The sequence below is a fragment of the Nonomuraea sp. NPDC050691 genome (assembly GCF_040654455.1).
In the GTDB taxonomy this organism is placed as follows: Bacteria; Actinomycetota; Actinomycetes; order Streptosporangiales; family Streptosporangiaceae; genus Nonomuraea.
In genome coordinates this window covers 15076-36591 of the sequence record NZ_JBFAIA010000060.1, presented here as the reverse complement: position 1 = coordinate 36591, position 21516 = coordinate 15076, and the positions used below count along the sequence as shown (strand labels likewise).

The 21516-nt window shown below is 73.8% G+C and carries 17 protein-coding genes and 1 pseudogene; 9 read left to right on the top strand and 9 right to left on the bottom strand.

Going from position 1 to position 21516, the window contains the following annotated elements:
* Positions 1 to 40 precede the first annotated feature (40 nt).
* Positions 41 to 2188: a glycoside hydrolase family 3 C-terminal domain-containing protein gene (locus tag AB0H81_RS22235; RefSeq protein WP_358377538.1), complete on the bottom strand. Its 2148-nt coding sequence runs from the start codon at positions 2186 to 2188 to the stop codon at positions 41 to 43.
* A gap of 409 nt (positions 2189 to 2597) precedes the next feature.
* Here AB0H81_RS22235 and AB0H81_RS22230 point away from each other — a divergent pair, with 409 nt between their 5' ends.
* From AB0H81_RS22230 to AB0H81_RS22220, 3 genes and pseudogenes are all read left to right on the top strand, one after another.
* The gene (locus AB0H81_RS22230; RefSeq protein ID WP_358377536.1) at positions 2598 to 4139 is read left to right on the top strand and encodes a serine hydrolase; all 1542 of its coding nucleotides are present in this window, start codon (positions 2598 to 2600) and stop codon (positions 4137 to 4139) included.
* A gap of 128 nt (positions 4140 to 4267) precedes the next feature.
* A pseudogene (locus AB0H81_RS22225) lies at positions 4268 to 4423 on the top strand (serine hydrolase domain-containing protein); the annotation flags it as partial.
* 52 nt (positions 4424 to 4475) lie between these two features.
* On the top strand, positions 4476 to 5072 hold the full coding sequence (locus tag AB0H81_RS22220; RefSeq protein ID WP_358377533.1) for a serine hydrolase domain-containing protein: 597 nt from the start codon (positions 4476 to 4478) through the stop codon (positions 5070 to 5072).
* A 307-nt stretch (positions 5073 to 5379) separates the two neighbouring features.
* Here the strand turns inward: AB0H81_RS22220 and AB0H81_RS22215 are convergent, their stop codons facing one another.
* Together AB0H81_RS22215 and AB0H81_RS22210 are read right to left on the bottom strand one after the other, a co-directional pair.
* A complete protein-coding gene (locus tag AB0H81_RS22215) occupies positions 5380 to 6600 on the bottom strand; it encodes an MFS transporter (protein ID WP_358377530.1) in 1221 nt (406 codons plus the stop codon).
* A 2-nt stretch (positions 6601 to 6602) separates the two neighbouring features.
* Entirely contained in the window at positions 6603 to 6845 is a 243-nt protein-coding gene (locus AB0H81_RS22210; protein ID WP_358377527.1) for a hypothetical protein, read from the bottom strand.
* A 55-nt stretch (positions 6846 to 6900) separates the two neighbouring features.
* Here AB0H81_RS22210 and AB0H81_RS22205 point away from each other — a divergent pair, with 55 nt between their 5' ends.
* Positions 6901 to 7899 (top strand): ArsR family transcriptional regulator, encoded by a 999-nt coding sequence (locus tag AB0H81_RS22205; protein WP_358377524.1) that lies wholly within the window; start codon positions 6901 to 6903, stop codon positions 7897 to 7899.
* Positions 7900 to 8075: 176 nt separating this feature from the next.
* Here AB0H81_RS22205 and AB0H81_RS22200 read toward each other — a convergent pair whose 3' ends face one another.
* Positions 8076 to 8660, bottom strand: coding sequence for an XRE family transcriptional regulator (locus AB0H81_RS22200; RefSeq protein WP_358377521.1), 585 nt, complete (start codon positions 8658 to 8660; stop codon positions 8076 to 8078).
* Positions 8661 to 8735: 75 nt separating this feature from the next.
* On the opposite strand from AB0H81_RS22200, the gene AB0H81_RS22195 reads away from it, so the two are divergent.
* On the top strand, positions 8736 to 10403 hold the full coding sequence (locus AB0H81_RS22195) for an FAD-dependent oxidoreductase (RefSeq protein WP_358377517.1): 1668 nt from the start codon (positions 8736 to 8738) through the stop codon (positions 10401 to 10403).
* A gap of 234 nt (positions 10404 to 10637) precedes the next feature.
* Here AB0H81_RS22195 and AB0H81_RS22190 read toward each other — a convergent pair whose 3' ends face one another.
* The 3 genes from AB0H81_RS22190 to AB0H81_RS22180 all read right to left on the bottom strand — a co-directional run bounded on the left by AB0H81_RS22190 (position 10638) and on the right by AB0H81_RS22180 (position 13432).
* Positions 10638 to 11231 (bottom strand): TetR family transcriptional regulator, encoded by a 594-nt coding sequence (locus tag AB0H81_RS22190; RefSeq protein WP_358377514.1) that lies wholly within the window; start codon positions 11229 to 11231, stop codon positions 10638 to 10640.
* A gap of 26 nt (positions 11232 to 11257) precedes the next feature.
* Positions 11258 to 12262 carry an aldo/keto reductase gene (locus AB0H81_RS22185; protein ID WP_358377511.1) on the bottom strand — a complete coding sequence of 335 codons (1005 nt, stop codon included), beginning with the start codon at positions 12260 to 12262 and terminating at the stop codon, positions 11258 to 11260.
* Positions 12263 to 12547: 285 nt separating this feature from the next.
* Entirely contained in the window at positions 12548 to 13432 is an 885-nt protein-coding gene (locus tag AB0H81_RS22180; protein WP_358377508.1) for a MurR/RpiR family transcriptional regulator, read from the bottom strand.
* A 116-nt stretch (positions 13433 to 13548) separates the two neighbouring features.
* Here AB0H81_RS22180 and AB0H81_RS22175 point away from each other — a divergent pair, with 116 nt between their 5' ends.
* From AB0H81_RS22175 to AB0H81_RS22165, 3 genes are read left to right on the top strand one after another with little or no spacing between them, the layout of a single operon-like run.
* The gene (locus AB0H81_RS22175; RefSeq protein ID WP_358377505.1) at positions 13549 to 14943 is read left to right on the top strand and encodes an MFS transporter; all 1395 of its coding nucleotides are present in this window, start codon (positions 13549 to 13551) and stop codon (positions 14941 to 14943) included.
* Positions 14940 to 15407: a GAF domain-containing protein gene (locus tag AB0H81_RS22170; protein WP_358377501.1), complete on the top strand. Its 468-nt coding sequence runs from the start codon at positions 14940 to 14942 to the stop codon at positions 15405 to 15407. Before AB0H81_RS22175 ends, AB0H81_RS22170 begins: the two co-directional genes overlap by 4 nt.
* Before the next feature lie 32 nt (positions 15408 to 15439).
* Positions 15440 to 16621 carry an amidohydrolase family protein gene (locus AB0H81_RS22165; RefSeq protein WP_358377563.1) on the top strand — a complete coding sequence of 394 codons (1182 nt, stop codon included), beginning with the start codon at positions 15440 to 15442 and terminating at the stop codon, positions 16619 to 16621.
* A 37-nt stretch (positions 16622 to 16658) separates the two neighbouring features.
* On the opposite strand, the gene AB0H81_RS22160 is transcribed toward AB0H81_RS22165, so the two are convergent.
* Positions 16659 to 18077, bottom strand: a complete 1419-nt coding sequence (locus AB0H81_RS22160; protein WP_358377498.1) for a PLP-dependent aminotransferase family protein — start codon at positions 18075 to 18077, stop codon at positions 16659 to 16661.
* 206 nt (positions 18078 to 18283) lie between these two features.
* On the opposite strand from AB0H81_RS22160, the gene AB0H81_RS22155 reads away from it, so the two are divergent.
* A complete protein-coding gene (locus AB0H81_RS22155) occupies positions 18284 to 19210 on the top strand; it encodes a DMT family transporter (RefSeq protein ID WP_358377495.1) in 927 nt (308 codons plus the stop codon).
* On the opposite strand, the gene AB0H81_RS22150 is transcribed toward AB0H81_RS22155, so the two are convergent.
* On the bottom strand, positions 19152 to 21443 hold the full coding sequence (locus AB0H81_RS22150; protein ID WP_358377492.1) for a hypothetical protein: 2292 nt from the start codon (positions 21441 to 21443) through the stop codon (positions 19152 to 19154). The genes AB0H81_RS22155 and AB0H81_RS22150 overlap by 59 nt on opposite strands.
* Between the last annotated feature and the right edge of the window lie 73 nt (positions 21444 to 21516).

Genomic DNA, 21516 nt, shown 5'->3' with positions numbered 1-21516 from the left:
CGCTCTGTGCCTCGCCGCCAGGCAGGAGATCGTCAGATGCTCACCGTCGCTCCGGCCGGCTGAGCTCGATCAGCTCCTCGACCGCCTCGTCCGGCAGCAGGGCGGCCACGAAGCCGCGGAACTGGCGCATCGGCAGCGACTCGACCATGCGGAGCGCGTCCCCGTGCCCGGCGGTCTGTTCCCGCTGCTCCCCGGTCGTGTTCGCGGCCAGGCGCCCCATGAGCGCCGGCCCGGCGACGGGGTGGCGGAACCACTCGCCGACGCTGGAGTCGAGGCTCAGCTCCTTGGCGATCACCTCCCCGGCCAGCTCGACGGTCTCCTCGGCGACGATCGTGGCGGCGTTCTCACCGATCTGGACGGTGTAGCCGCCGGGCGCGACCAGCCAGCGGCCTTCGGCGATGTCCCAGTAGGCGAAGGCGCGCGCGTCCAGCTCGAACTCCACGACCGTGGACTCGCCGGGCTCCAGGGACACCTTGGCGAAGGCGCGCAGCTCACGGGCGGGCCGCCGGACGGGCCCGACCGTCGTGGCCACGTAGACCTGCACCACATGCCTGCCCTGGCGGGCACCGGTATTGGTGACGGCCACCGACGCCTTCGCCGTGTCGTCACCGGTCACCTCGACCGTCAGGCCGCTCACGGCGAAGGTCGTGTAGGAGAGGCCGTGGCCGAAGGGGTAGCGGACCGGCCGCTCCACGCTCTCGTAGTAGCGGTAGCCGACCATGACGCCCTCGCCGTACCGGACGACGTCCTGCTCGCCGGGGAAGTTCAGGAACGACGGGGTGTCCTGCAGGCGCAGCGGGATGGTCTCGGCGAGCCGTCCGGACGGGTTGGTCACGCCGAACAGCAGGTCGGCGACGGCGCCGCCACCCGCCTGCCCCAGCAACCAGCCCTCCACGATCGCGTCGGCCTCGTCGTGCCAGCCCTCCAGCGACACCACCCCGCCGTGGGAGAGCACCACGACGGTACGGCGAGCCGCGGCGGCGGTGGCGCGGATCAGCTCCACCTGCTCGGCGGGCAGGTCAAGGGTGGTCCGGTCGTAGCCCTCCGACTCGTCGGCGTCGGCCAGGCCGGCGAGGACGACGGCCAGGTCGGCGCCCTCGGGGTCGGTGGTGACGGCGCGGTCTCCCGCGAGCTTCCGGATCTCCTCGAGCGGGCTGTCCACGCGGGTGGGGTTGATGTGGGAACTGCCGCCGCCCTGGAACCGCGGCTCGCCGGCGAAGGGACCGACCACCGCGATCGTGCGCACGTCCGGCCCGACGGGCAGCGTGTCACCGTCGTTCTTCAACAGCACGGCGCACTCGGCGGCCAGCTCGCGGGCCAGCGCGTGGTGGGCGCCGGCGTCGAACTCCCCGGGCCTCGGCCGCCAGGTGTCCACCAGGGCGCGCACCCGCGCGACGGCCCGGTCCACGACCGCCTCGTCCAGCTCCCCCGAGCGTACGGCTCGCGCGATCTTGGCGTCGTCGGCGGTGTTGCCTGGCATCTGCAGGTCCAGCCCGGCCTTCAGCGCGGCGACCCGGTCGTCGACCGCGCCCCAGTCGGAGACGACAACGCCGGCGAAGCCCCATTCCTCGCGCAGCACCCGGGTGAGCAGCCAAGGGTGCTGGCTGGCGTACACGCCGTTGACCTTGTTGTAGGCGGCCATGACCGTCGCCGGCCCGGCTTCCTTGACGACGCGTTCGAAGGCGGGCAGGTAGATCTCGCGCAGCGTGCGCTCGTCGATCTCGGCGCTCACCCGCATACGGCGGGTCTCCTGGTTGTTGGCCGCGAAGTGCTTGACCGACGCGCCGACGCCGCCGGCCTGCAGTGCCTTGACGTGGGCGACGGCCAGCACGCCGGTCAGCAGCGGGTCCTCGGAGTAGTACTCGAAGTTGCGCCCGCACAGCGGCGAGCGCTTGATGTTCACCCCCGGCCCCAGGACCACCTGGACGTCCAGCGCGCGCGCCTCGGCGGCCACGGCGGCGGCCAGGCGGCCCGCGACCGAGGGGTCCCAGCTCGAACCGACCGCCACCGCGGGCGGGAAGCAGGTGGCGGGCAGGCTCTGGTGGATGCCCACATGGTCGGCGTCCCCGGCCTGCCGCCGCACGCCGTGCGGACCGTCGCTCAGTACGGCGGAGGGCACGTCGCCGACCGGCTTGGTGCTCCATAAGTCGCGGCCGGAGAGCAGGGACGCCTTGTCTTCCAGGTTCATGCGAGAGCTTCCTTCAGGTCGTCGCGCAGGTCGTCGGAGACGCCGGGGACGAAGCCGGAAAAGGTTAGATCCATGGTCACGTCGTGATATGTCAGACCTGCCCGCCGATGAGTGATCTCAAGCCTTGAAAGTGACTCGGGACCGGGAGAGGGCCTGTGGAGCGGCGTCGAGCGCTTCGCCCGCAACAGCCGCACAGTACGGCTGACTCCGGACCGGCCGGCCTGGTCGGGTCGTTCACCGTCACCGGCATGGGCCGCCGTGTCAGCGGGCGCGTCAGGACGGCGACGGCCCGGTATCAGGGCGGCCGGCGATGGTGGATCCCATCCGGACACCCCGAACTCCAACAGGACCGCGTTCCCCAGCCGGTCCGTTCTTGAACTTCGTGACAGATTCGAAGGAGCACGCCACCATGTCGATCACCCTCACCGACCAGGACACGCACACCCTGCGGACCGCCGCGTGGGGCGCCGTCTCGCTGATGACCGCCGCTGGTGCCGCCGGCTCGCCCCACAAGACGGCCACCGAAGGCTCCATCGCCCTGACCTCCGCGACCGGCCTGGTCGGGCACGTGCTCGCCAAGGCGCCCAAGGGCCTGAGCGCCAAGTCCACCGCCGAACTCGCCGACCAGGTGCTGCCGGCCCTGACGGCGTCCATGAGCCTGCTCCGGCAGCATGCTCCGGCAGAGGCCGACAACTTCCGCCGCACCGTCATCGTCGCCATCGAAGCAACCGCCCATGCCCAGAAGGGCGAGCCCAGCCCCACCATGGCGGAGATGGCCCGCAAGATCACCGAAGCTCTCGACGCCGCCCCGCCCGGCGGCGCGGACAGCGAAGCCGTGGCGAAGGCCGCCGGGCAGGATCGCCCGGAGTTGCAGAAGGTCATCCAGGAGATGGTCGATTCCGGTTTCGTCGGGGTGACGCTGCGCGTGCGCGACGAGCGGGGCGAGTGGGTCGGCAGCGCCGGGGTGGGCGAGCTCGGCGGAACCGAGGAGCCGCCGGCGGACGGGCACTTCCGGATCGGCAGCAACACCAAGACCTTCACCGCGACCGTGGTGCTGCAGCTGGTCGGCGAGGGCAGGCTCGGGCTGGACGACGTGGTGGCCGATCACCTGCCCGAGTTCGGGCTGGACCGGCGGATCACGGTGCGGATGCTGCTGCAGCACACCAGTGGGGTGTTCAACTTCACCGGCGACTACTACCCCGAGTTCGTGCCGGGGGTCGTCTTTCAGGGGCGGGAGTGGGTGGAGGGCCGGTTCCGCACCTACCGGCCAGAAGAGCTGGTCCGGCTGGCGCTGTCCAAGCCGGCGAAGTTCGAGCCGGGCACCGACTGGAGCTACGCCAACACCAACTACGTGCTGGCCCGGCTGCTGGTCGAGAAGGTCACCGTCCGCTCGCTGGGCGAGGAGATGCGACGGCTGATCCTCGGGCCGCTCGGGCTGACCGGCACCGTGGTGCCGGACACCTCGACGGACGTGCCCGAGCCGCACGCCCACGCCTACTACCGGTACGAGGAGGACGGCCAGGAGAAGGTGGCCGACGTCACCCGCCAGAACCCGTCCTGGATCTCCACCGGCGGCGACATGATCTCGACCACCGCCGACCTGGCCACCTTCCTCTCCGCGCTGGTGGGCGGCAGGCTGCTGCCGGCCCCGCTGCTGGCCGAGATGTGCACGCCGGAATCGAAGGCCGGCTACGGCCTGGGGCTGTTCGTCCAGGATGTGCCGGGCGGCGGCAAGGTCATCACCCACAACGGCGGCATCACCGGCCACGCCGGGCTGATGTACAGCACGCCCGACGGCCGCAAGACCCTGACCGCCTCGCTCAACTATGTCGACGACGCCGCCCTGTCCATGGGGGAGCCGTTCCAGAAGGCGACGCAGAGGCTCGTCCAGGAGGTTTTCGGCGGCGGGCAGGCCGGATCGGCTGACGCGACGGCCGAACCGGCTCAGTAGACGAGGGCCCGCCCTCCGCCTGAGCCCCATCCCCTCGACCCCGAATCGCTCGGCGAGCTGTTCGCCTGAGCGCGACACCGAAAGACAAGGAACGCGATCAGCGGGGCGAGTGGGCCGGCAGCGCAGGGGTGCGCAAGCTGGGCGCCGCCGCCAAGCCGCCGACGAACGGGCGGTTCTGGGTGGGCAGCGTCACCAAGACCTTCACCGCGACCCTGGTGCTGCAACTGGTGGCCGAGGGCAAGATCGGCCTGGACTCCCCCGTCGTCGGCTACCTGCCGCAGCTCGGGCTGGACAAGCGGATCACCGTGCGGATGCTACTCCAACACCAACTACACGGTGGCCCTGCTGCTGATCGAGAAGGTCACCGGCCGCTCCTACGCCGAGGAGATGAAGCGGCGGATCCTGCGGCCGCTCGGCCTGACGGCCACCGTGGTGCCGGGCAACCGGACCGAGCTGCCCGGTCCGCACGCCCACGGCTACTACCGCTTCCAGGACGCCGGCCGGCAGAAGACCGTCGACATCTCCCGCCAGAACCTCTCCCTGCTGGCCGGCGCCGGTGACCTGATCTCGACCACCCAGGATCTGGCCACGTTCATCTCCGCGCTGAACAGCGGCAAGCTCCTGCCCGCCCCGCTGCTGGCCGAGATGCGCAAGCCGTATCCGGGTGGGGAGCTCGGCTACGGCTTCGGACTGTTCGTGCAGGACCTGGGCCCGGACTGCGGCACCGTCTACCAGCACAACGGCAGCCCCCCGCACGGCTACGGAGCGCTGATGTACAGCTCGCCCGACGGCAGGAAGACCCTGACCGCCTCGGTGACCTGGGTCGACGAGGCCACCAGGGGCCCGGCGAAGGACTTCCAGAAGCTGGTGAACACGCTCGTCCAGGAGGAGTTCTGCGGCGGGCAGGCCGGGTCGGCCGACGAGGAGCGGTAGGCCGGGCCGCCAGACGGGGCGAATAGGGGCGAAATCAACCGGTGCATGACGGACGCATTACCCCAAGCCGGATAGCGTTTTCGCAGGCCAGAGCTCCGGTTGTGGGGGGTAGGAGCCGATGGCCAGCGGCGGCTGCATTCGGGGGGAGGCAGCGTCCGCGCCATGACGGGGCCGGGCAGCCGGGCTGTAGCTGCCCGGCCCCGTCGCACCCTGCGCCTCCTCGCCGGCTGGGCCGTCCCCCTCGGCCACGCCGGCCCCGCGGACCGGGGCCGCGGCGAGTTCCGCGTCCAGTCCTACAGCGTCTCGGTCACGCCGGCGGCCGAGGGATCGCCTCTCCTGAACGGAGCCGACCTGTACGCCGTGTACCGTCACGGCGGCCGTACCCCCTCATGAGGTGACGGACCAGGGAGACGGTGGCGAGCAGCGCCACGAGCGCGCACACCCCCGCCCATCCGGCCTGGCCGTAGGCGGCCGCCCCGAGCCAGGACCCCGCGCCGCCGCCGACGTACGCGCAGGCCATGTAGGCGGTGGTGAGCCTCCCGCGGGCCTCGGGACGCAGGCCGTAGACGCGGACCTGGTTGGCCACCATCCCGGACTGCATGGCGATGTCGAGCAGCAGAGTTCCGGCCGCGAGTCCCGCCAGGCCCGGCGTCCCGCCGAGAGCGCCGAGCGCGAGCACGGGCGCCGACGCGATGACCCCGATCAGGCAGACGAGGTTGACCGTGTCCGGCCCGCGGCGGTCCACCTGGCGTCCGGCGATCGGCGTGCACAGCATGGTCGCCGCGTTGACCAGGGCCAGCACGCCGGCCGCCGACGCGCCCAGGCCGTAGTCCGGGCCGGTCAGCAGGAGGGTGACGCCGGTCCAGACGGCCGAGAAGCCGGCGAAGACCGTGGCCTGGTAGAGGCAGGAGCGGCGCAGCTCCGGCTCGGTACGCAGCAGGCGGAGCGGCTCGGCCAGCAGCGCCGGATACCGCTGCGTCGACGGAGGGACGGTCGCGGGCAGCGCGCGGTACAGGAGGAGCGCCATGGTCAGGACGAGTGCCGCGGCGACGAGGTACGGCGCGCGCCAGCCCAGCCACTGGGCGAGAGCCCCACCGAACGCGCGCGACAGGAGCATGCCGCCGAGCGCCCCGGAGAGCAGCATGCCGCTGATCAACCCGCGGCGGTCCTCGCTCACCAGCCCGGCCGCCATCGGGCCGATGATCGGCGCGACCACGGTCGTGACGCCGACGAACACGCCGGCGACGAGCAGCGCCTCCAGCGTGGGCGCGCTGCCCGCGGCCAGGAGCCCCAGGCCGGTGAGGACCAGGAGGCCGACGATCAACCGGCGGTGCGGGACCCGGTCGCTGAGCGGCACCAGCAGGACGATCCCGGCCGCGTAACCGAACTGCGTCGCGGTCACCACCCGCGCCGCCACTTCGGGAGCGACGTTCAGGTCAGCCGCCACCGCGGGGCCGACGACCTGGGGGAAGTAGACGTTGCCGACCGCCGCTCCGCAGGCGAGGGCCAGCAGCAGGATCAGGGCCATGCTCAGTCCACCGGCCCGCCGGCGACGGTGTCCCCCTGCTGCGTCGCCGGCTCCCCCAGGCCGGCCCGCGGGCCCATCCCGGCGTTGTCGACCGGCACCGCCGGCGGCTCGGCGGGGACGCGGGTGACGGCGTCGGTGACCGCGGCCTCGTCGGCGCGTGCCGGCCGCCTGGCCACCGCGGCGCCGATGCCGCGTGCCGCCCCGGTCACGATCGCGGTGCGGTGTCCGTGAGTCGCAGGTGTCATGCCGCAAGCCCAGCGCCTCGGCGTCGCGCCGCCAATTGATGTAGCGTACAGCTAAATGATCAGCTACGAGCTCGGCGTCGAGGACCTCGCCGACACCCGCTTCGCGATCTCGCCCCTGTGCGAGACGGTCTTCAGCCTGCGGGTCCTCCGTGACCCCGGCCTGCACGCGCTGCACCTGCCGTGGCGCAGGGCGACGCTCGGCAAGCTCGACCCGGCCGATGTCGCTCCGCTGCTGTCCCTGGTCGGGGAGAAGCTCGCCCTTCCGGACTTCCTGACCCCCCGGCCGGCGACCTTCGCTCCGGCGTTCGACGAGGAACTGTCCCTCGTCCGGCGGACGGTCCCGGAACTGGTCCGCCGCGACCTGCGGGCCGCGCTCGTCCTCGGGCCGGCCCCCACGGACGACGCCTCCGCCGTCAGGTTCCGCGACGCGGCCTGCGAACTGCTGCGGCGCTACTGGGAGCTGGCCATCGAACCGGTCTGGCCCCGGATGCGGCTGGTGCTGGAAGCCGACATGACCTACCGGGCGCGGCGGCTGGCCGTGGGCGGCGCGCGCCTGCTGTTCGCCGACATGCATCCGAACCTGCGCTGGCACGAAGGGGTGCTGTCCATCTCCAAGATGATCGGCCGGCACCATGTCGCGGCGTCCGGCCGGGGACTGCTGCTGATGCCGTCGGTGTTCGCCCACAAGCCCGCCCCACCGGTCAGCCCCGAGGAACCGCCGAGCCTGGTGTATCCCAGCCGCGCCGTGGCCACGCTGTGGACGCCGCCGCCGGCTCCGGACGCGGCCGCCCTGACCGCGCTGCTCGGCGCGCCCCGGACCAGGTTGCTCCATCTGCTCGATGAGCCGCTGCCGACGATCGAGCTCGCCCGCCGCCTTCGCGTCACCCCCAGTGCCGTCTCCCAGCACCTGCGCGTCCTGCACGCCACGGGCCTGGCCGCCCGGGCCCGCGACGGGCGGCAGGTCCTGTACCGCCGCACCCCGCTCGGCGACCAGCTCGTCGCGCGGCATGACGGTGTGGCCGGCGGTCCCGTCGCCTCTCGGGGACGAGTCTGATCGTCACCGGTCAGGCGGCCGTCGCTCTCCTCACGGTCATGGCCGGATGAGGACCTTCAGCGCGTGCGGTCGTTCATCGCGCGGTAGCCGTCCGGCACCTGGTCCAGGCTGACGGTGTCGCCGTCGCGGGCCACGGCGAACGCCGTCCGGATGGCCTGGGGACCGTCTGCCGCGTCTCAGCCCTGCTTGGGGCGGGCGCGGACGTGCACGCGCTCCCCCTGCGGACCGAACAGGCTGAGCACCTCGGCGGGCTCCGGGCCGGGGTTGGAGAGACAGTGCGGGAGGTGGGTGTCGAACTCGGCGGCCTCCCCCGCCGTCAGCAGGAGGTCGTGCTCGGCGAGCCGCAGCCGCAGCCGGCCCGACAACACGTACAGCCACTCGTAACCCTCGTGCGTCTGCAGCCCGTCGTCGCAGGACGGCGTGCCCGGCGGCAGGATCTGCTTGAACGCCTGGAGGCCGCCCGCGCGGCGGGTCAGCGGCAGGAACGTCACGCCGTGGCGGACGATCGGCTGCGGCCGCACGCGCGGGTCGCCCGTGGCCGGCGCGCCGACCAGGTCGTCCAGCGACACCTGGTACGCCTTGGCCAGCGGCAGCAGCAGCTCCAGCGTGGGCCGTCGCCCACCCGACTCCAGGCGGGACAGCGTGCTCACCGAGACGCCGGTGGTCTCGGCGAGTTGGTTCAGCGTCGTGCCCCGCTGCCTGCGCAGCGCGCGCAACCGGGGCCCGACGGCCGTCAGGACCGCGTCCTCGTCGTTTGCCATATCGGCAACATTACTTGTCGAATTCGCGGTTCGCGCGGCACCTTGGCCGTACACGTGAGCGGTGAAGGGAAGAACATGACAGACGACACGTACGACGTCGTGGTGGTGGGCGGCGGCCCGGCCGGGCTCAGCGGGGCCCTGGCGCTGGCCCGGGCGCGCCGGTCCGTGCTGGTGGTGGACTCCGGCGAGCCGCGCAACGCCCCCGCCGAGCACATGCACAACTACCTGGGCAGGGACGGCACCCCGCCCGGCGACCTGCTGACGGCCGGGCGCGAGGAGGTGACCCGCTACGGCGGCGAGGTCGTCACCGGCCGCGTCGTCAGCGCGGCCCGCCACAGCTCCGAGTCCGGGGCCGGTGCCGGTGCCGGGGCCGGGGCCGGGGCCGAGGCCGGACCCGGGTCCCACGATGATGCCGCGCCCCGCGAGGCCGGGTTCCTGGTGACGCTGGACGGCGGGCGGCGCGTCCGGGCGCGGCGGCTCCTGGTGACCACCGGGCTCACCGACGAGCTGCCCGACGTGCCCGGCCTGGCCGAGCGGTGGGGCCGTGACGTGCTGAGCTGCCCGTACTGCCACGGCTGGGAGGTGCGCGACCGGCGGATCGGCGTCCTCGCCACCGGCCCGGCCGCGCTCCACCTCGCGCACCTGTGGCGGCAGTGGAGCCCCCACGTGATGCTGCTGCCGCACGAGGCCCCCGCGCTCGACGCCGAGGAGGCCGAGGCGCTCGCCGCGCGTGGCGTCGTCGTGGTGGAGGAACCGGTCGCGGCCGTGGAGGTGTCGGACGACCGGCTCACCGGCGTGCGGCTGGTCTCGGGCGAGGTCGTGGAGCTGGACGCCCTGGTCGTCGGGCCTCGGCTCACGGCACGGGCGGAGCTGCTGGAGCCGCTCGGGCTGAAGCCCGTGGAGGTCGAGATGGGCGGGCAGGTCATCGGCGAGCACGTTCCCGCCGACCGCACCGGCGCCACGGCCGAGCCGGGGGTGTGGGTGGCGGGCAACGTGGCCGACCCGGGCGCCCAGGTCCTGACCTCCGCCGCGGCCGGGCTCAGCGCCGGGGCGGCGATCAACGCCGACCTGGTCGCCGAGGACCGCCGCGCCGCCGTCGAAGCGTACCGGCGGAGCGTCAGGACGATGTTCGAGGAGGAGGGCTGGGAGGAGCGCTACCGCGCCCGGCCCGCGATCTGGAGCGGCCGGCCGAACCCGCAGCTCGTGGCGGAGGCCGCCGATCTGGCCCCCGGGCGGGCGCTGGACGTGGGCAGCGGCGAGGGCGCCGACGCGGTGTGGCTCGCCGGACGCGGCTGGCGGGTGACGGGGACCGACATCTCCACCACGGCACTGGAGCGGGCCGCCGCCCACGCGGCCGAGGCAGGCGTCGCCGAGCGGGTCGAGTGGGTCCACGCTGACCTGCGCCGGCACGTGCCCGGCGAGGGGGCGTACGACCTGGTGTCGGCGCAGTTCATGCACCTGCCGGGCGTGGAACGGCGGGAGTTGTTCGCGCGGCTGGCCGCCGCGGTGGCGCCCGGGGGGACGCTGCTGATCGTCGGCCACCACCCGCGTGACCATCGGACCACGGCGCACCGCATGCACTTCCCGGACATGATGTACACGGCCGAGGAGGTGGCCTCGTCGCTGGACCCGGCCGCCTGGGAGGTGGTGACGACCGAGACCCGGCCGCGCGCGACGGTGGACCCGGAGGGACGCGACATCACGATCCACGACGCGGTCATGGTCGCCCGCCGCCGCCCCTGAGCCCCGGCCGTCCGCCACGGCCGGCCAGGCACGGCCCGGGCTCAGCCCGGCGTACCCCTGGACCGCAGGTCGACATCGACACCTGGGGCGGGGCCAGGAAGCCCTGAGGGTACAGAGCGCTTCGGAGCGCTGCGGCCAGGGAGCGCTGCGGCCAGGGAGCGCTGCGGCCAGGGAGCGCTGGGGCTAGGGAGCGCTGCAGGCTAGGGAGCGCTGCGGGCTGGGGAGCGCTGCGGGCTAGGGCGCTCTGAGGCCGCGCAGGACGAGATCCACCAGGGCCGTGAACTCGGCCTCGATGCCAGGGCCGGCCCACTCGCGGGCGTAGGCCGGGTCGTGGAAGCGGCCCGTGGCGTCGAAGACCGCACGGGCCAGCACCTCCGGCGCCGCACCGGCCGGTGCGAAGTCGCCGCGTTCGAGGCCCTCGTGGATGATTCGCGCTAGCTGTCCCGTGAGGTCGGCCCGGTGTCGGTTGACCACCGCGCTGCTCTCCCCCACCAGCACCATGTACGTCGCGAACAGCTCCGGGTCGCCGCCGACCTTGCGGCGTTTGGCGGCGAACAGCTCGGCCAGCCAGCGCCGCAGTCTCGTCTCCGGCGGCTCGGCGCCCGCGGCGATGCCCGACAGGGACGTGGACGTCCGGTCGAGCCAGCGCTGGGTGACGGCCTCACGCAGCGCCGTCTTCGTCCGGAAGTGCCGGTAGACGCTGCCGTGGCTGACGCCGAGCGCGCGGGCCACGTCGACCACGGTCGCCTTGGCGGGGCCGTGGCGGCGCAGCACCTCCTCGGTGGCTTCGAGGATGCGCTCGGGGGTGAGGGCGTCGGTGGTGGCCATGGTGATGACCGTACCGGGTGCGGGCGTCACCGCTCGCTGTCGAGGAGCGTCATCTGCTCCCGCGCGTAGCGCTCGCCCGCCGCCGCGTCGGCCGGGACGGCCCGCTCGATCGCGGCGAGGTCGGACTCCTCCAGCTTGACGTCCAGGGCGCCGAGCGCCTCGGACAGCCGCTCGCGGGTGCGGGCGCCGACCAGCGGCACGATGTCCTCGCCGCGGGCGAGGACCCAGGCGATGGCGATCTGCGCGACCGTGACGCCCTTGTCCGCGGCGATCTCGCGCAGGGCCTCGACGAGGCCGAGGTTGTGGCGCAGGTTGTCGCCCTGGAAGCGGGGCGAGTGGGCGCGGAAGTCGTTGGCGGCCAGCCGCCGGTCCGCCGTGAAGTGGCCGGAGATCAGCCCGCGCGACAGCACGCCGTACGCGGTGATGCCGACGCCCAGCTCGCGCGTGGCGGGCAGGATACGGTCCTCGACGCCGCGGGAGATGAGCGAGTACTCGATCTGCAGGTCGGCGATGGGCGCGGTGGCGGCGGCCCGGCGTACGGTGTCGGCGCCGGCCTCCGACAGGCCGATGTGGCGGACGTACCCGGCCTGGACCAGCTCGGCGATGGCGCCCACGGTCTCCTCGATCGGCACGTCGGGGTCCACGCGGGCGATCCGGTAGACGTCGATGTGGTCGACGCCGAGCCGCTGCAGGGAGTACGCGGCGAAGTTCTTGACCGCGGCCGGGCGGCCGTCCGTGCCGCCCCAGGCGCCGTCCGGTCCGCGCAGCGCGCCGAACTTGACGCTGATGACCGCCTGGTCCCGCAGCCCGGCCGGGGCGGTGCTCAGCGCCTCGCGGATCAGCATCTCGTTGTGGCCCATGCCGTAGAAGTCGCCGGTGTCGAGCAGGGTGACACCGGCGTCGAGGGCGGCGTGGACGGTCGCGATGGACTCGCCGCGGTCGGCGTCGCCGTACAGGGCGGACATGCCCATGCAGCCGAGGCCGAGGGCGGAGACGCGCGGCCCGGTGGATCCCAGTGAACGAGTGAGCATGAGGACTCCTTGGAGGTGTGCTGCCGTCGTCGTGTCTCCTCACTATGGCATGACAGCTGACAGATTTCAATTTTTGTCATCTGTTGACGCAGCGGGGCGGCACAGGGGGCTTCGAGAGGGGTCAGGGCGAGGCGGGAAGTAAGCGGGTCAGACGGAGGGCCGGGGGTGACGTAGAGGGCCGGGGGGGCGCGGACGGGCCGGGGAGGGGACGCGGACGGGCCGGAGGGGACGCGGACGGGCCGGGAGGTCAGGAGGCGGGCCGGGGGTGATGTGGACGGCGAGGGGTCAGGAGGCGGGCGGGGGTGTGGGGCGGCGGTGGAGGAGGCCGAACTTCGCCCACATGGCCTCCGCCGCCTCGATCGAGGCCCCCGTGTGCGCCGCGTCCACCGCGGCGAGCTGCGTGACCAGGGCCTGCGCCACGGCGATGCCCGCGGTCAGCGACGGGAAGAACGCCTCCCCCTCCGCGGGCACCATGACGACCTCCTCCGCCGCGGCCGCGAGAGCCGGGCTCGCCGCGTCGGTCAGCGCGAAGACACGCGTCCCCCGCGAGCGGGCCTCGTGCGCGGCGAGCACGGTGCTCTCGTACAGCCGCCAGAAGCTGATCGCGATGAGCACGTCCCCGGGCCCGAGGGTGGCGACGGTGTTGGCCAGCTCGGAGTCGCCCGCCGTGACGGCGGTGACGGGATAACCCGCCAGGCGGGCGTTGTGCGCGAGCGCCAGCCCCACGGCCGCGTAGCTGCCGTCGGCCACCACGACCGTACGACGGGCGGCGGCGACCGCCTCGGCGATGGTGAGCAGCACCGCCTCGTCCAGCCGGCGGTTGAGCAGGGCGAGGCTGTCGAGGTCGCGGCGGAGCGAGCGGGAGCTGGGCGATCCGGCCCCGGCGTGCTCGGCGGCGACCTGGCCGGCGCTCAGCGACGACAGGTAGCGGGCCCGCAGTTCCTGCTGGAGCGCCGGCCAGCCGGCGAACCCGAGCGCCTGCGCCGTGCGGGTCACGGTGGCCACGTTGACCCCGGCGAGCTGGGCGAGCTCGGCCGCCGAGCCGTACGAGGCGCGGCGCGGCTGCGACATGAGCACGTCGAGCACCGCCGCCGCCTTGGGCCGCAGTCCGCGCTCCGGCACCCGGGCGCGCAGCCACTCGTCGTAGGTGTCGGTGCGGGGCTCCGTCACGTGATCCTCTCCCTCGGCCGGGAGACATGCTACGCGCCCGCAAACATGCAATGACCATTGCATGAGAGGAGATTTGCACTATACGTTGCCAAAAAGCACGAGCCAGAGAAGGTGCCATGACCCTGCTCACCCGCTTGGACCGGCTCCCGCTGAGCCGCCCCCACTACCTCCTGCTGCTCATAGGCGGCCTCGGCTACACCTTCGACGGGATGGACTCGGCGGTGGTGGCGTTCCTGCTGCCGAGCGCGCAGGACGCGTGGGGCCTGGACAACGGCCAGCTCGGCCTCATCGGGTCGGCCACGCCGTTCGGGTTCCTGTTCGGCGCGACCGTGGCCGGGCTGCTCGGCGACCGCATCGGCCGCAAGAAGGTCATGATGTACGCCCTGGCGTTCTACGCGGTGTTCTCCGTGATCGCCGCGGCGGCGCCCAGCTACGAGGTGTTCCTGGTGGCCCGGGTGCTGGCCGGGGCGGGCGCGGGGGCCGAGAGCGCGATCATCGCGCCGTTCCTGTCGGAGTTCGTGCCCGCCCGGCGGCGCGGCTGGTTCATCGGGGCGCTGGCCGGGTTCTTCTCCTTCGGCTTCGTGCTGGCGGCGCTGATCGGCCGGTTCGTGGTGCCGACCATGGACAACGGCTGGCGGATCGCCCAGGTGCTCACCGCGGTGCCGATCGTCATGCTGCTGTGGTGGCGGCGCTCGCTGCCGGAGTCGCCGCGCTTCCTGGTCCAGCAGGGCCGCCACGAGGAGGCGGAGGCGGTGGTGGCCGACCTCGAACGGCGCGTCGAGCGGGCCACCGGCCGGGCGCTCCCGCCGGCGCCCGAGAGCGACGCGCCGCCGGTGTCCGAGACGCCGAAGGTGAACCTGCTCAGCGCGCTGCGCTTCCTGTGGAGCCCGGCCATGGCCCGGCGGACCGCGGTGATCTGGCTGATCTGGTTCGTGATCACGTTCTCGTACTACGGGTTCTTCTCCTGGATCCCGACGCTGCTCGTCCAGCGCGGCATCACCGTCACCAAGAGCTTCGAATTCTCGATCATCATCTACCTGGCGCAGGTCCCCGGGTACTTCTCCGCCGCCTGGCTGTCGGAACGGCTCGACCGCAAGAACACCATCGCCCTCTACCTGGCCGGCTCGGCGATCAGCGCGTTCTGGCTCTCGCAGATGGAGTCCCCGGCCGCGATCACCCTGGCGGGCGCGGTGCTGTCGTTCTTCCTCAACGGGACGTACGCGGGCGTCTACTCCTACACCCCCGAGGTCTTCCCCACCTGGATCCGCGCCACCGGCACCGGCCTGTCCAGCGCGTTCGGCCGCGTGGGCAGCATCCTCGCGCCCACGATCATCGGCCTGTCGGCGGCCGGTCTGGGCTTCGGCGGCGTGTTCGGCCTCACCACCGCCGTCCTCGTGGCCGGGGTCGTCTGCGTCGTCGTCTTCGGGCTCGCCACGGCCGGCCGTTCCCTCGAGGACCTCACCGAACGCGGCGAACCCGCCCGGCAGACCCGGAAGGAGATGACGTCATGACCGGTCTCCAGGGATTCGACGCGCTGGAGGAGGAGGTGCGCCGGGCGGTCGGGGTGCGGCTGTTCACGGTGCTGGCCTGGATCCCCGAGCGGAACGCGCTGCGCCGGGTCCACAGCAGCCACCCCGACGCCTACCCGGTGGGCGGGGAGAAGACCGTCGAGGTCGCCCGCGGCTGGCTCGCCCGGTGCGTCGAGGCGGGGCAGCCGTACCTCGGCCCGGACCGGGCGGCCGTGCGGGAGATCTTCGCCGACCACGAGCTGATCGAGGGACTGGGCTGCGGCTCGGTCGTCAACGTGCCCGTCATGGACGGGGGAAGGGTTCTGGGAGTGCTCAACATCCTCGACGCCGAGGGACGCTACGACGAGGAGTCGGTCGCGGCGGCCGTGTCGCTCGCGCCGCTCGCCGTCCCCGCGCTCCGCGCCGCCACCACGTCCGGCGCGCCCACCGATGGGGGTGCCGCGTGAGCCTGCTGCTGCGTGACGCGCTCATCCTCGACATGGACTCCGGCGAGTACGCCGAGGGCGACCTGCGCTGCGAGGACGGCCGGATCGCCGAGACCGGGCGGGGGCTGCGCGTGCCGGACGGCACCCGGGTCCTCGACGTCGCCGGCGCCCGGGTCGTGCCCGGCCTCATCGACGCGCACGTCCACGTCACCGCCTCCACCGCCGACCTCGGGACGCTGCCGTCCATGTCGCCCTCGTACGTCGCCGCCCACAGCGCCCGCATCATGGGCGGGATGCTCGACCGCGGCTTCACCACGGTCCGCGACGCCTCCGGCGCCGACTACGGCCTGGCCGACGCGCAGGCCGAGGGGCTGGTCCGGGGGCCGCGGCTGCTGTTCTGCGGCCGGGCGCTGAGCCAGACCGGCGGCCACGGCGACCTGCGGGGCCGGGGCCAGAACTCCCGCGACGACCACCCGTGCTGCGCGGGCCTCGGCCGCGTCGCCGACGGCGTGGACGCCGTCCGCGCCGCCGCGCGCGACGAGCTGCGCAAGGGCGCCCACCACATCAAGGTCATGGCCTCCGGCGGCGTCGCCTCCCCCACCGACCGGATCGACTCCACGCAGTACTCCATGGACGAGCTGCGCGCGATCGTCGAGGAGGCCGAGGCCGCCAACCGCTACGTCGCCGCCCACGCCTACACCGCCCGCGCCGTCAACCGGGCCCTGGAGGCCGGGGTGCGCTCGGTGGAGCACGGCAACCTGATCGACGACAGCAGCGTCGAGCTGTTCCTGCGGCACGACGCCTTCCTCGTGCCGACGCTGGTCACGTACTGGGCGCTCAAGGAGGAGGGCAGGGAGTTCGGCCTGCCGGAGGGAAGCTGGCGCAAGGTGGACGAGGTGCTGGACGCGGGGCTGCGGGCGCTGGAGCGCGCCGCCCGCGCCGGGGTGCGGATGGCGTTCGGCACGGACCTGCTGGGCGGCATGCACCGGCACCAGGGCCACGAGTTCCGGCTGCGCGGCGAGACGCAGCGGCCCCTCGACGTGCTGCGGGCCGCCACGACCGGGGCGGCGGAGCTGGTGGGGCTGGCCGGCGAGATCGGCACCCTGTCCGTGGGGGCGCGCGCCGACCTGCTCGTGCTGGACGGCGACCCGCTGCGCGACCTCGGCGTCCTCGCCGAGCCGGACAAGCACCTGCGGCACGTCGTGCAGGACGGCCGGGTCGTCGCCCCCGCCTGACCGGGTCATCGCGCCCGCTGATCTCCGGAGGGGCGGGTCAGCGGGCGGTGAGGAGGTCGGCGACGGTCGCGATGCCCCGGGTGATGGTGTCCTCGCGGAGGTTGCCGAAGCCCAGGACGAGCTCCGCCCGCCCGTGCGGCCCGAGCGGCTCCCGGCCGGACCGGTAGCCGCTCATCCCGTACAGCCCGACCGACCGCTCCCGCGCGGCGGAGACGACCTCCTGCTCCGCCGGCCCCTCCGGCAGGCGGGCCACCGCGTGGAAGCCGGCGGCGAGCCCGCGCAGCTCGACCCCGGGCGCGTGGCGGGCCAGGGCGGTCACCAGCGCGTCGCGGCGGCGGGCGTAGGAGGCGCGCACCCGGCGCAGGTGCCGGTCGTAGCGGCCGGAACGCATGAGCAGGGCGAGGGCGAGCTGGTCCAGCCCCGGGGAGCCGCGGTCGGCGAGGTGCTTCTCGGCGGCCACCGCTTCGACCAGGTGCGGAGGGCACAGGATCCAGCCGAGCCGCAGCGCGGGCGCCAGCGCCTTGCTGACCGTGCCGAGCGCGGCCACGTGCCCCGGGGCCAGCCCCTGCAGGGATCCCACCGGGTCGCGGTCGTAGCGGAACTCGGCGTCGTAGTCGTCCTCGATGATCGTCGCGTCGCGCTCGCGGGCCCACGCGACCAGCGCCTGCCGCCGGGACGGGGCCAGGGCGACGCCGGTCGGGCACTGGTGCGCCGGGGTGAGCACGACCGCGCGGGCGTCCGTGGCGGCGAGGGCCGCGACGTCGAGGCCGTCCTCGTCGACGGGCACGGCGACCGTCTCCATGCCGGCCCGGGCGGCGAGGAGCCGCTGGTCGGAGTCGCCCGGGTCCTCGACGGCGACGCGGCGCACCCCGCGCTCCCCCAGCACGTGCAGGAGCAGGCGGTATCCCTGCGCGAACCCGGAGCAGACCACCAGCCGGTCCGGTTCGGCGGCCGCGCCGCGCACCCGCCCCAGGTACGCGGACAGCACCGCGCGCAGTTCGGCGTCGCCGTACGGGTCGAGGTAGCCGAGCCCCGAGTCCGGCAGGGCCCGCGACGCCTCGCGCAGCGCCCACAGCCAGTCGTCGCGCGGGAAGCTCGCGAGGTCCGGCACGGCGGGGCGGAAGTCGGCGGCGAGCCGTGGCGGTTCCGCGGCGGCGGGCGGCCGGGGCGCGGCCGGCACCGGGGCGCAGGGGGCCACCCTCGTGGCCGAGCCGAGGCGGGTGACCAGGTAACCCTCGGCCTGGAGCTGGGCGAAGCAGTCCACGACCAGCCCGCGCGAGACGCCGAGCCCCTGGGCCAGGGCACGGGAGGAGGGCAGCCGCTCCCCCGCCGCCAGCCGGCCGGCGCGGATGGCCTCGCGCAGCTCCCGTTCCAGCTGGGCGCGCAGCGGCTCGGGGCGGTCGCGGTCGAGGCGCAGCAGCAGGTCCGGGATCGAACCGGTCCACTCGATCGGCATGGAACTGGAGCTTATCCGCGTACCGGTCGGCGGCTTACGGTCGGCTGACCGGGGAAACCCGGCGGGTCCGGGTGGATCAACCGGTCCGGGTGGATCAACCGGTCCGGGTGGATCAACCGGTCCGGGCGGATCGACCGGTCCGGGCGGATCGCCCGGTCCGGCGGTTCCGCGGATCGGGTGGGCGACGTGACGTGAGGTGGTGGCGCGTGAACACGCGTGCGTGGACGGCCTTCGGGGCCGTGTCCCTGCTGTGGGGCATGCCGTACCTGCTGTTGAAGGTGGGCGTGGACGGCGGGGTGCCGCCCGGCTTCCTCGCGTGGGCGCGGGTGGTGCTGGGGGCGGTGACGCTCCTCGCGCTGGTCCCGCGGAAGGCCGTGCGGGAGGCGTTCCGCGGGCGGCTGCGCTGGCTGGCCGCGTTCGCCGTGGCCGAGGTCGTCCTGCCGTTCCCGCTGATCGCGGTGGGCGAGCAGCATGTGTCCTCCTCCCTGGCCGCGACGCTGATCGCGGCGGCGCCGCTGTTCGTGGCGCTGCTCGCGCTGCGCTTCGACGCGAGCGAGCGGGTGGGCGGGCGGCGGCTGGCCGGCCTGCTCGCGGGGCTCGGCGGGGTGGCCGCGCTGGTAGGGGTGGACGTCAGCGGACGTCCGGACGAGTTGCTCGGCGCGGCGGCGATCCTCTGCGCGGCGTTCTGCTACGCCGTCGGCCCGATGATCCTCAAGCGGCGGCTGGCCGACCTGGATCCGCGCGTGTCGATGGCCGCCGTCCTGCTGCTCTCGTCGGCGCTCCTCGCCCCGGCGGCCGCTTTGGACCCGCCGCGGGCGATGCCGTCGGCCCCCGTGATCGTGGCCGTCGTGGTGCTCGGCGTGCTGTGCACGGCGGCGGCCATGGTCTTCTACGGGGTGCTCGTCGCCGAGGCGGGCCCGGGCCGCGCGCTGGTCATCACGTACGTCAACCCGGTCGTGGCGGTGATCCTCGGGATGGCGCTCCTCGGCGAGCGGCCGGGCATCGGTATGGCGGTGGGGTTGCCGCTGATCCTGCTGGGCTCGTGGCTGTCGACGGGCCGGACGAAGCCGCCGGTCACCGTCGCCGCCCGCGATACGTCACGACCTTGTCCCCCGGTGCCGGGTACGCCATGACCAGCAGGCGCTGGATGCCGAGCTTCTCGCCCTTCCACGGGAACCAGGCGAAGTGGACGCGGACGCGGTAGTGCCCCTTGCGGCCGCCGAGCGACAGGTCGGGCAGCGTGATGCCCGCCAGCCCGTCCATCAGCGTCATCTCTCCTGAGGTGTTGAGGTAGCCGGCCTCGACGACCTCGTCCCAGCCCTTGGTCTCCAAGGGCGGGCGCCGGGTGTACGTCTCCAGGGTGACGCAGACGTGGAACTCGGAGGACAGGTAGAGGGACAGATAGCCGGGGGAGCTGGAGACCATACCGCGCGTGGTCTCGGCGCCGGTCTCCTCGCCGCTGAGCTCGTCGATCATCTCCAGGCCCAGCTCGGGCCACACCGGATCCTTGAGGACCGGGACCTTGGCGGGCTTGATGAGGGGCCGGTGGCGCGGGGTCGCGGCGCACTTGCGCCGTTCCTCCGCCTGGCGTTCCTCGATCTCCCGGTCCTCGGCGGCCACCTCGGCCGCCACCACCGCGGCGGCCGCCGGGCAGATGTCGCCGAGCAGGGACTCCAGGTCGGCCGTGCCCAGCTTCTCCATGGTCCGCACCCGGGCCAGCTCGGCCGGGTCGCGGCGGGTGTAGACGCCGCACAGGCGGCGTCCGTGCGCCAGCAGCACCTGGTCGGACGCGGTGGCGCGATAGGCGAGCGTTTCCCCCGTGCGCACCTCGCACAAGAACGCGCGTGTGCCCGTCGGCGGCGGGGGCTTCTCGTGGTCCCAGTCCCAGGGGTCAGGGGGCGCGCAGTCACCGGCCGTGGTGAAGGTACCCCGCTGCTGGTCGGCCGCCGGCACGAAGAACAGCGTCACGGCCGTGGCGAGGACCGTCAGGACGGCGCGGCGGCGCGAGCGGCGCACCGGGGCGGTGCCGTACAGCGCCGCGAGGACGAGGGCGGACGCGGCGAGCGCGAGGCCGAACCACAGCGGCGAGATCCCGACGAGGGGCCATCCGTCCGCCCCACGGGGGAACAGGACCTCCGGGTAGAGCCGCAGGGCGTCGGGGAGCAGTTCCGTGGGGATGGCGTCGGCCCGGGTGGTGGGGTCGTGGGTGACGGCGGAGACGGCGCAGACCACGGCGGCGGACACCAGGATCCACGTCGCGGCGCGCAGCAGGCGGCGGCTTCCGCGCACGACCGCGACCAGGACCAGCACGGCCGGGACGCCGACCCCCACGAGGGCGTCCAGGACGACCCAGGTCACCGACGCCGTGACGCTCCCGAACGCGCGGACGAAGCCCTCGATCACCCCCCGCGGCCCGATGGCCGAGGGCCTGCCCTGAGCGAGGTTGACGACCGCGGGGACCAGCGGGAGGACCACCGCCACGGCCACCAGGGGCCAGGACCGTGACGGCGCCCGCGACGGCACCGCCCGCGGCCGGGACGGCTCCGCGGGCGGCCGAGACGGCTCCGCGGCCGGCCCGGCCAGCTCATGCGCCGAGCGCGCCTCCCACACCAGGCCGAACAGGCCCAGCGCGCCCAGCACCATGAGGACCAGCAGGGTGTAGTCCACGCCGCCGGAGCCGAAGTAGGCGTAGAGGAACCTCGAGGGCAGGAGGATCCCGACTGCTCCCGCGAACACCCCCATCCTCACCGTTGCCCGGCTCCACCGGGGATCCCTGGCCTGGGCCGCCAGGACCACCGCCAGCCACACCAGCCGGATCGGGTCGCGGTACGCGACGACGGCGAGGAACGACGGCGGGGACGCGGGGTCCAGCTGCGAGACGACCTCGTCGACGATCCCCATGGCGACGGACACCATGCCCGCCACCAGCGCGAGGACCCGCCATCCCCGCGGGATCACCCCAGCCAGCACCCGGAACCACAGCCAGACGACGGCCGGTTCGACCAGGGCGCCGAGCAGGTCCAGCCACCCCCGATCCGGAATCGGCAGCCAGTCGAGCACCGAAAGGCCGACGGAGGCGTACAGGGCGGCGCGCAGCCATCCCACCGCTCCTCCCCGGCGCCCGGGCTGCCCGGCCCGCCGGCCACGGAGCACCTGCCACAGAATCCAGCCCCGCAGCAGACCGGCCGCGACCACGACGAGCTTCGCCCACCAGACGGGCGCGATCGAATCGGGGTCCCGCCTCCCCACAACCACCAGCAGCGAGGAGTCGCCGGTGACCAGCGCGACGACGCCGGACGCGATGACCACGACCACGTAGAGAACCGCGAGCAGCGCGGCGATCCTGCCGAAACGATAGCGGCGCAAGGGGGGCTTCCTCGGGGACCGGCCCGACGGGGCGAGCTGACGGGACCGAACGGGTGGTGCCGTGAGCGCGCCT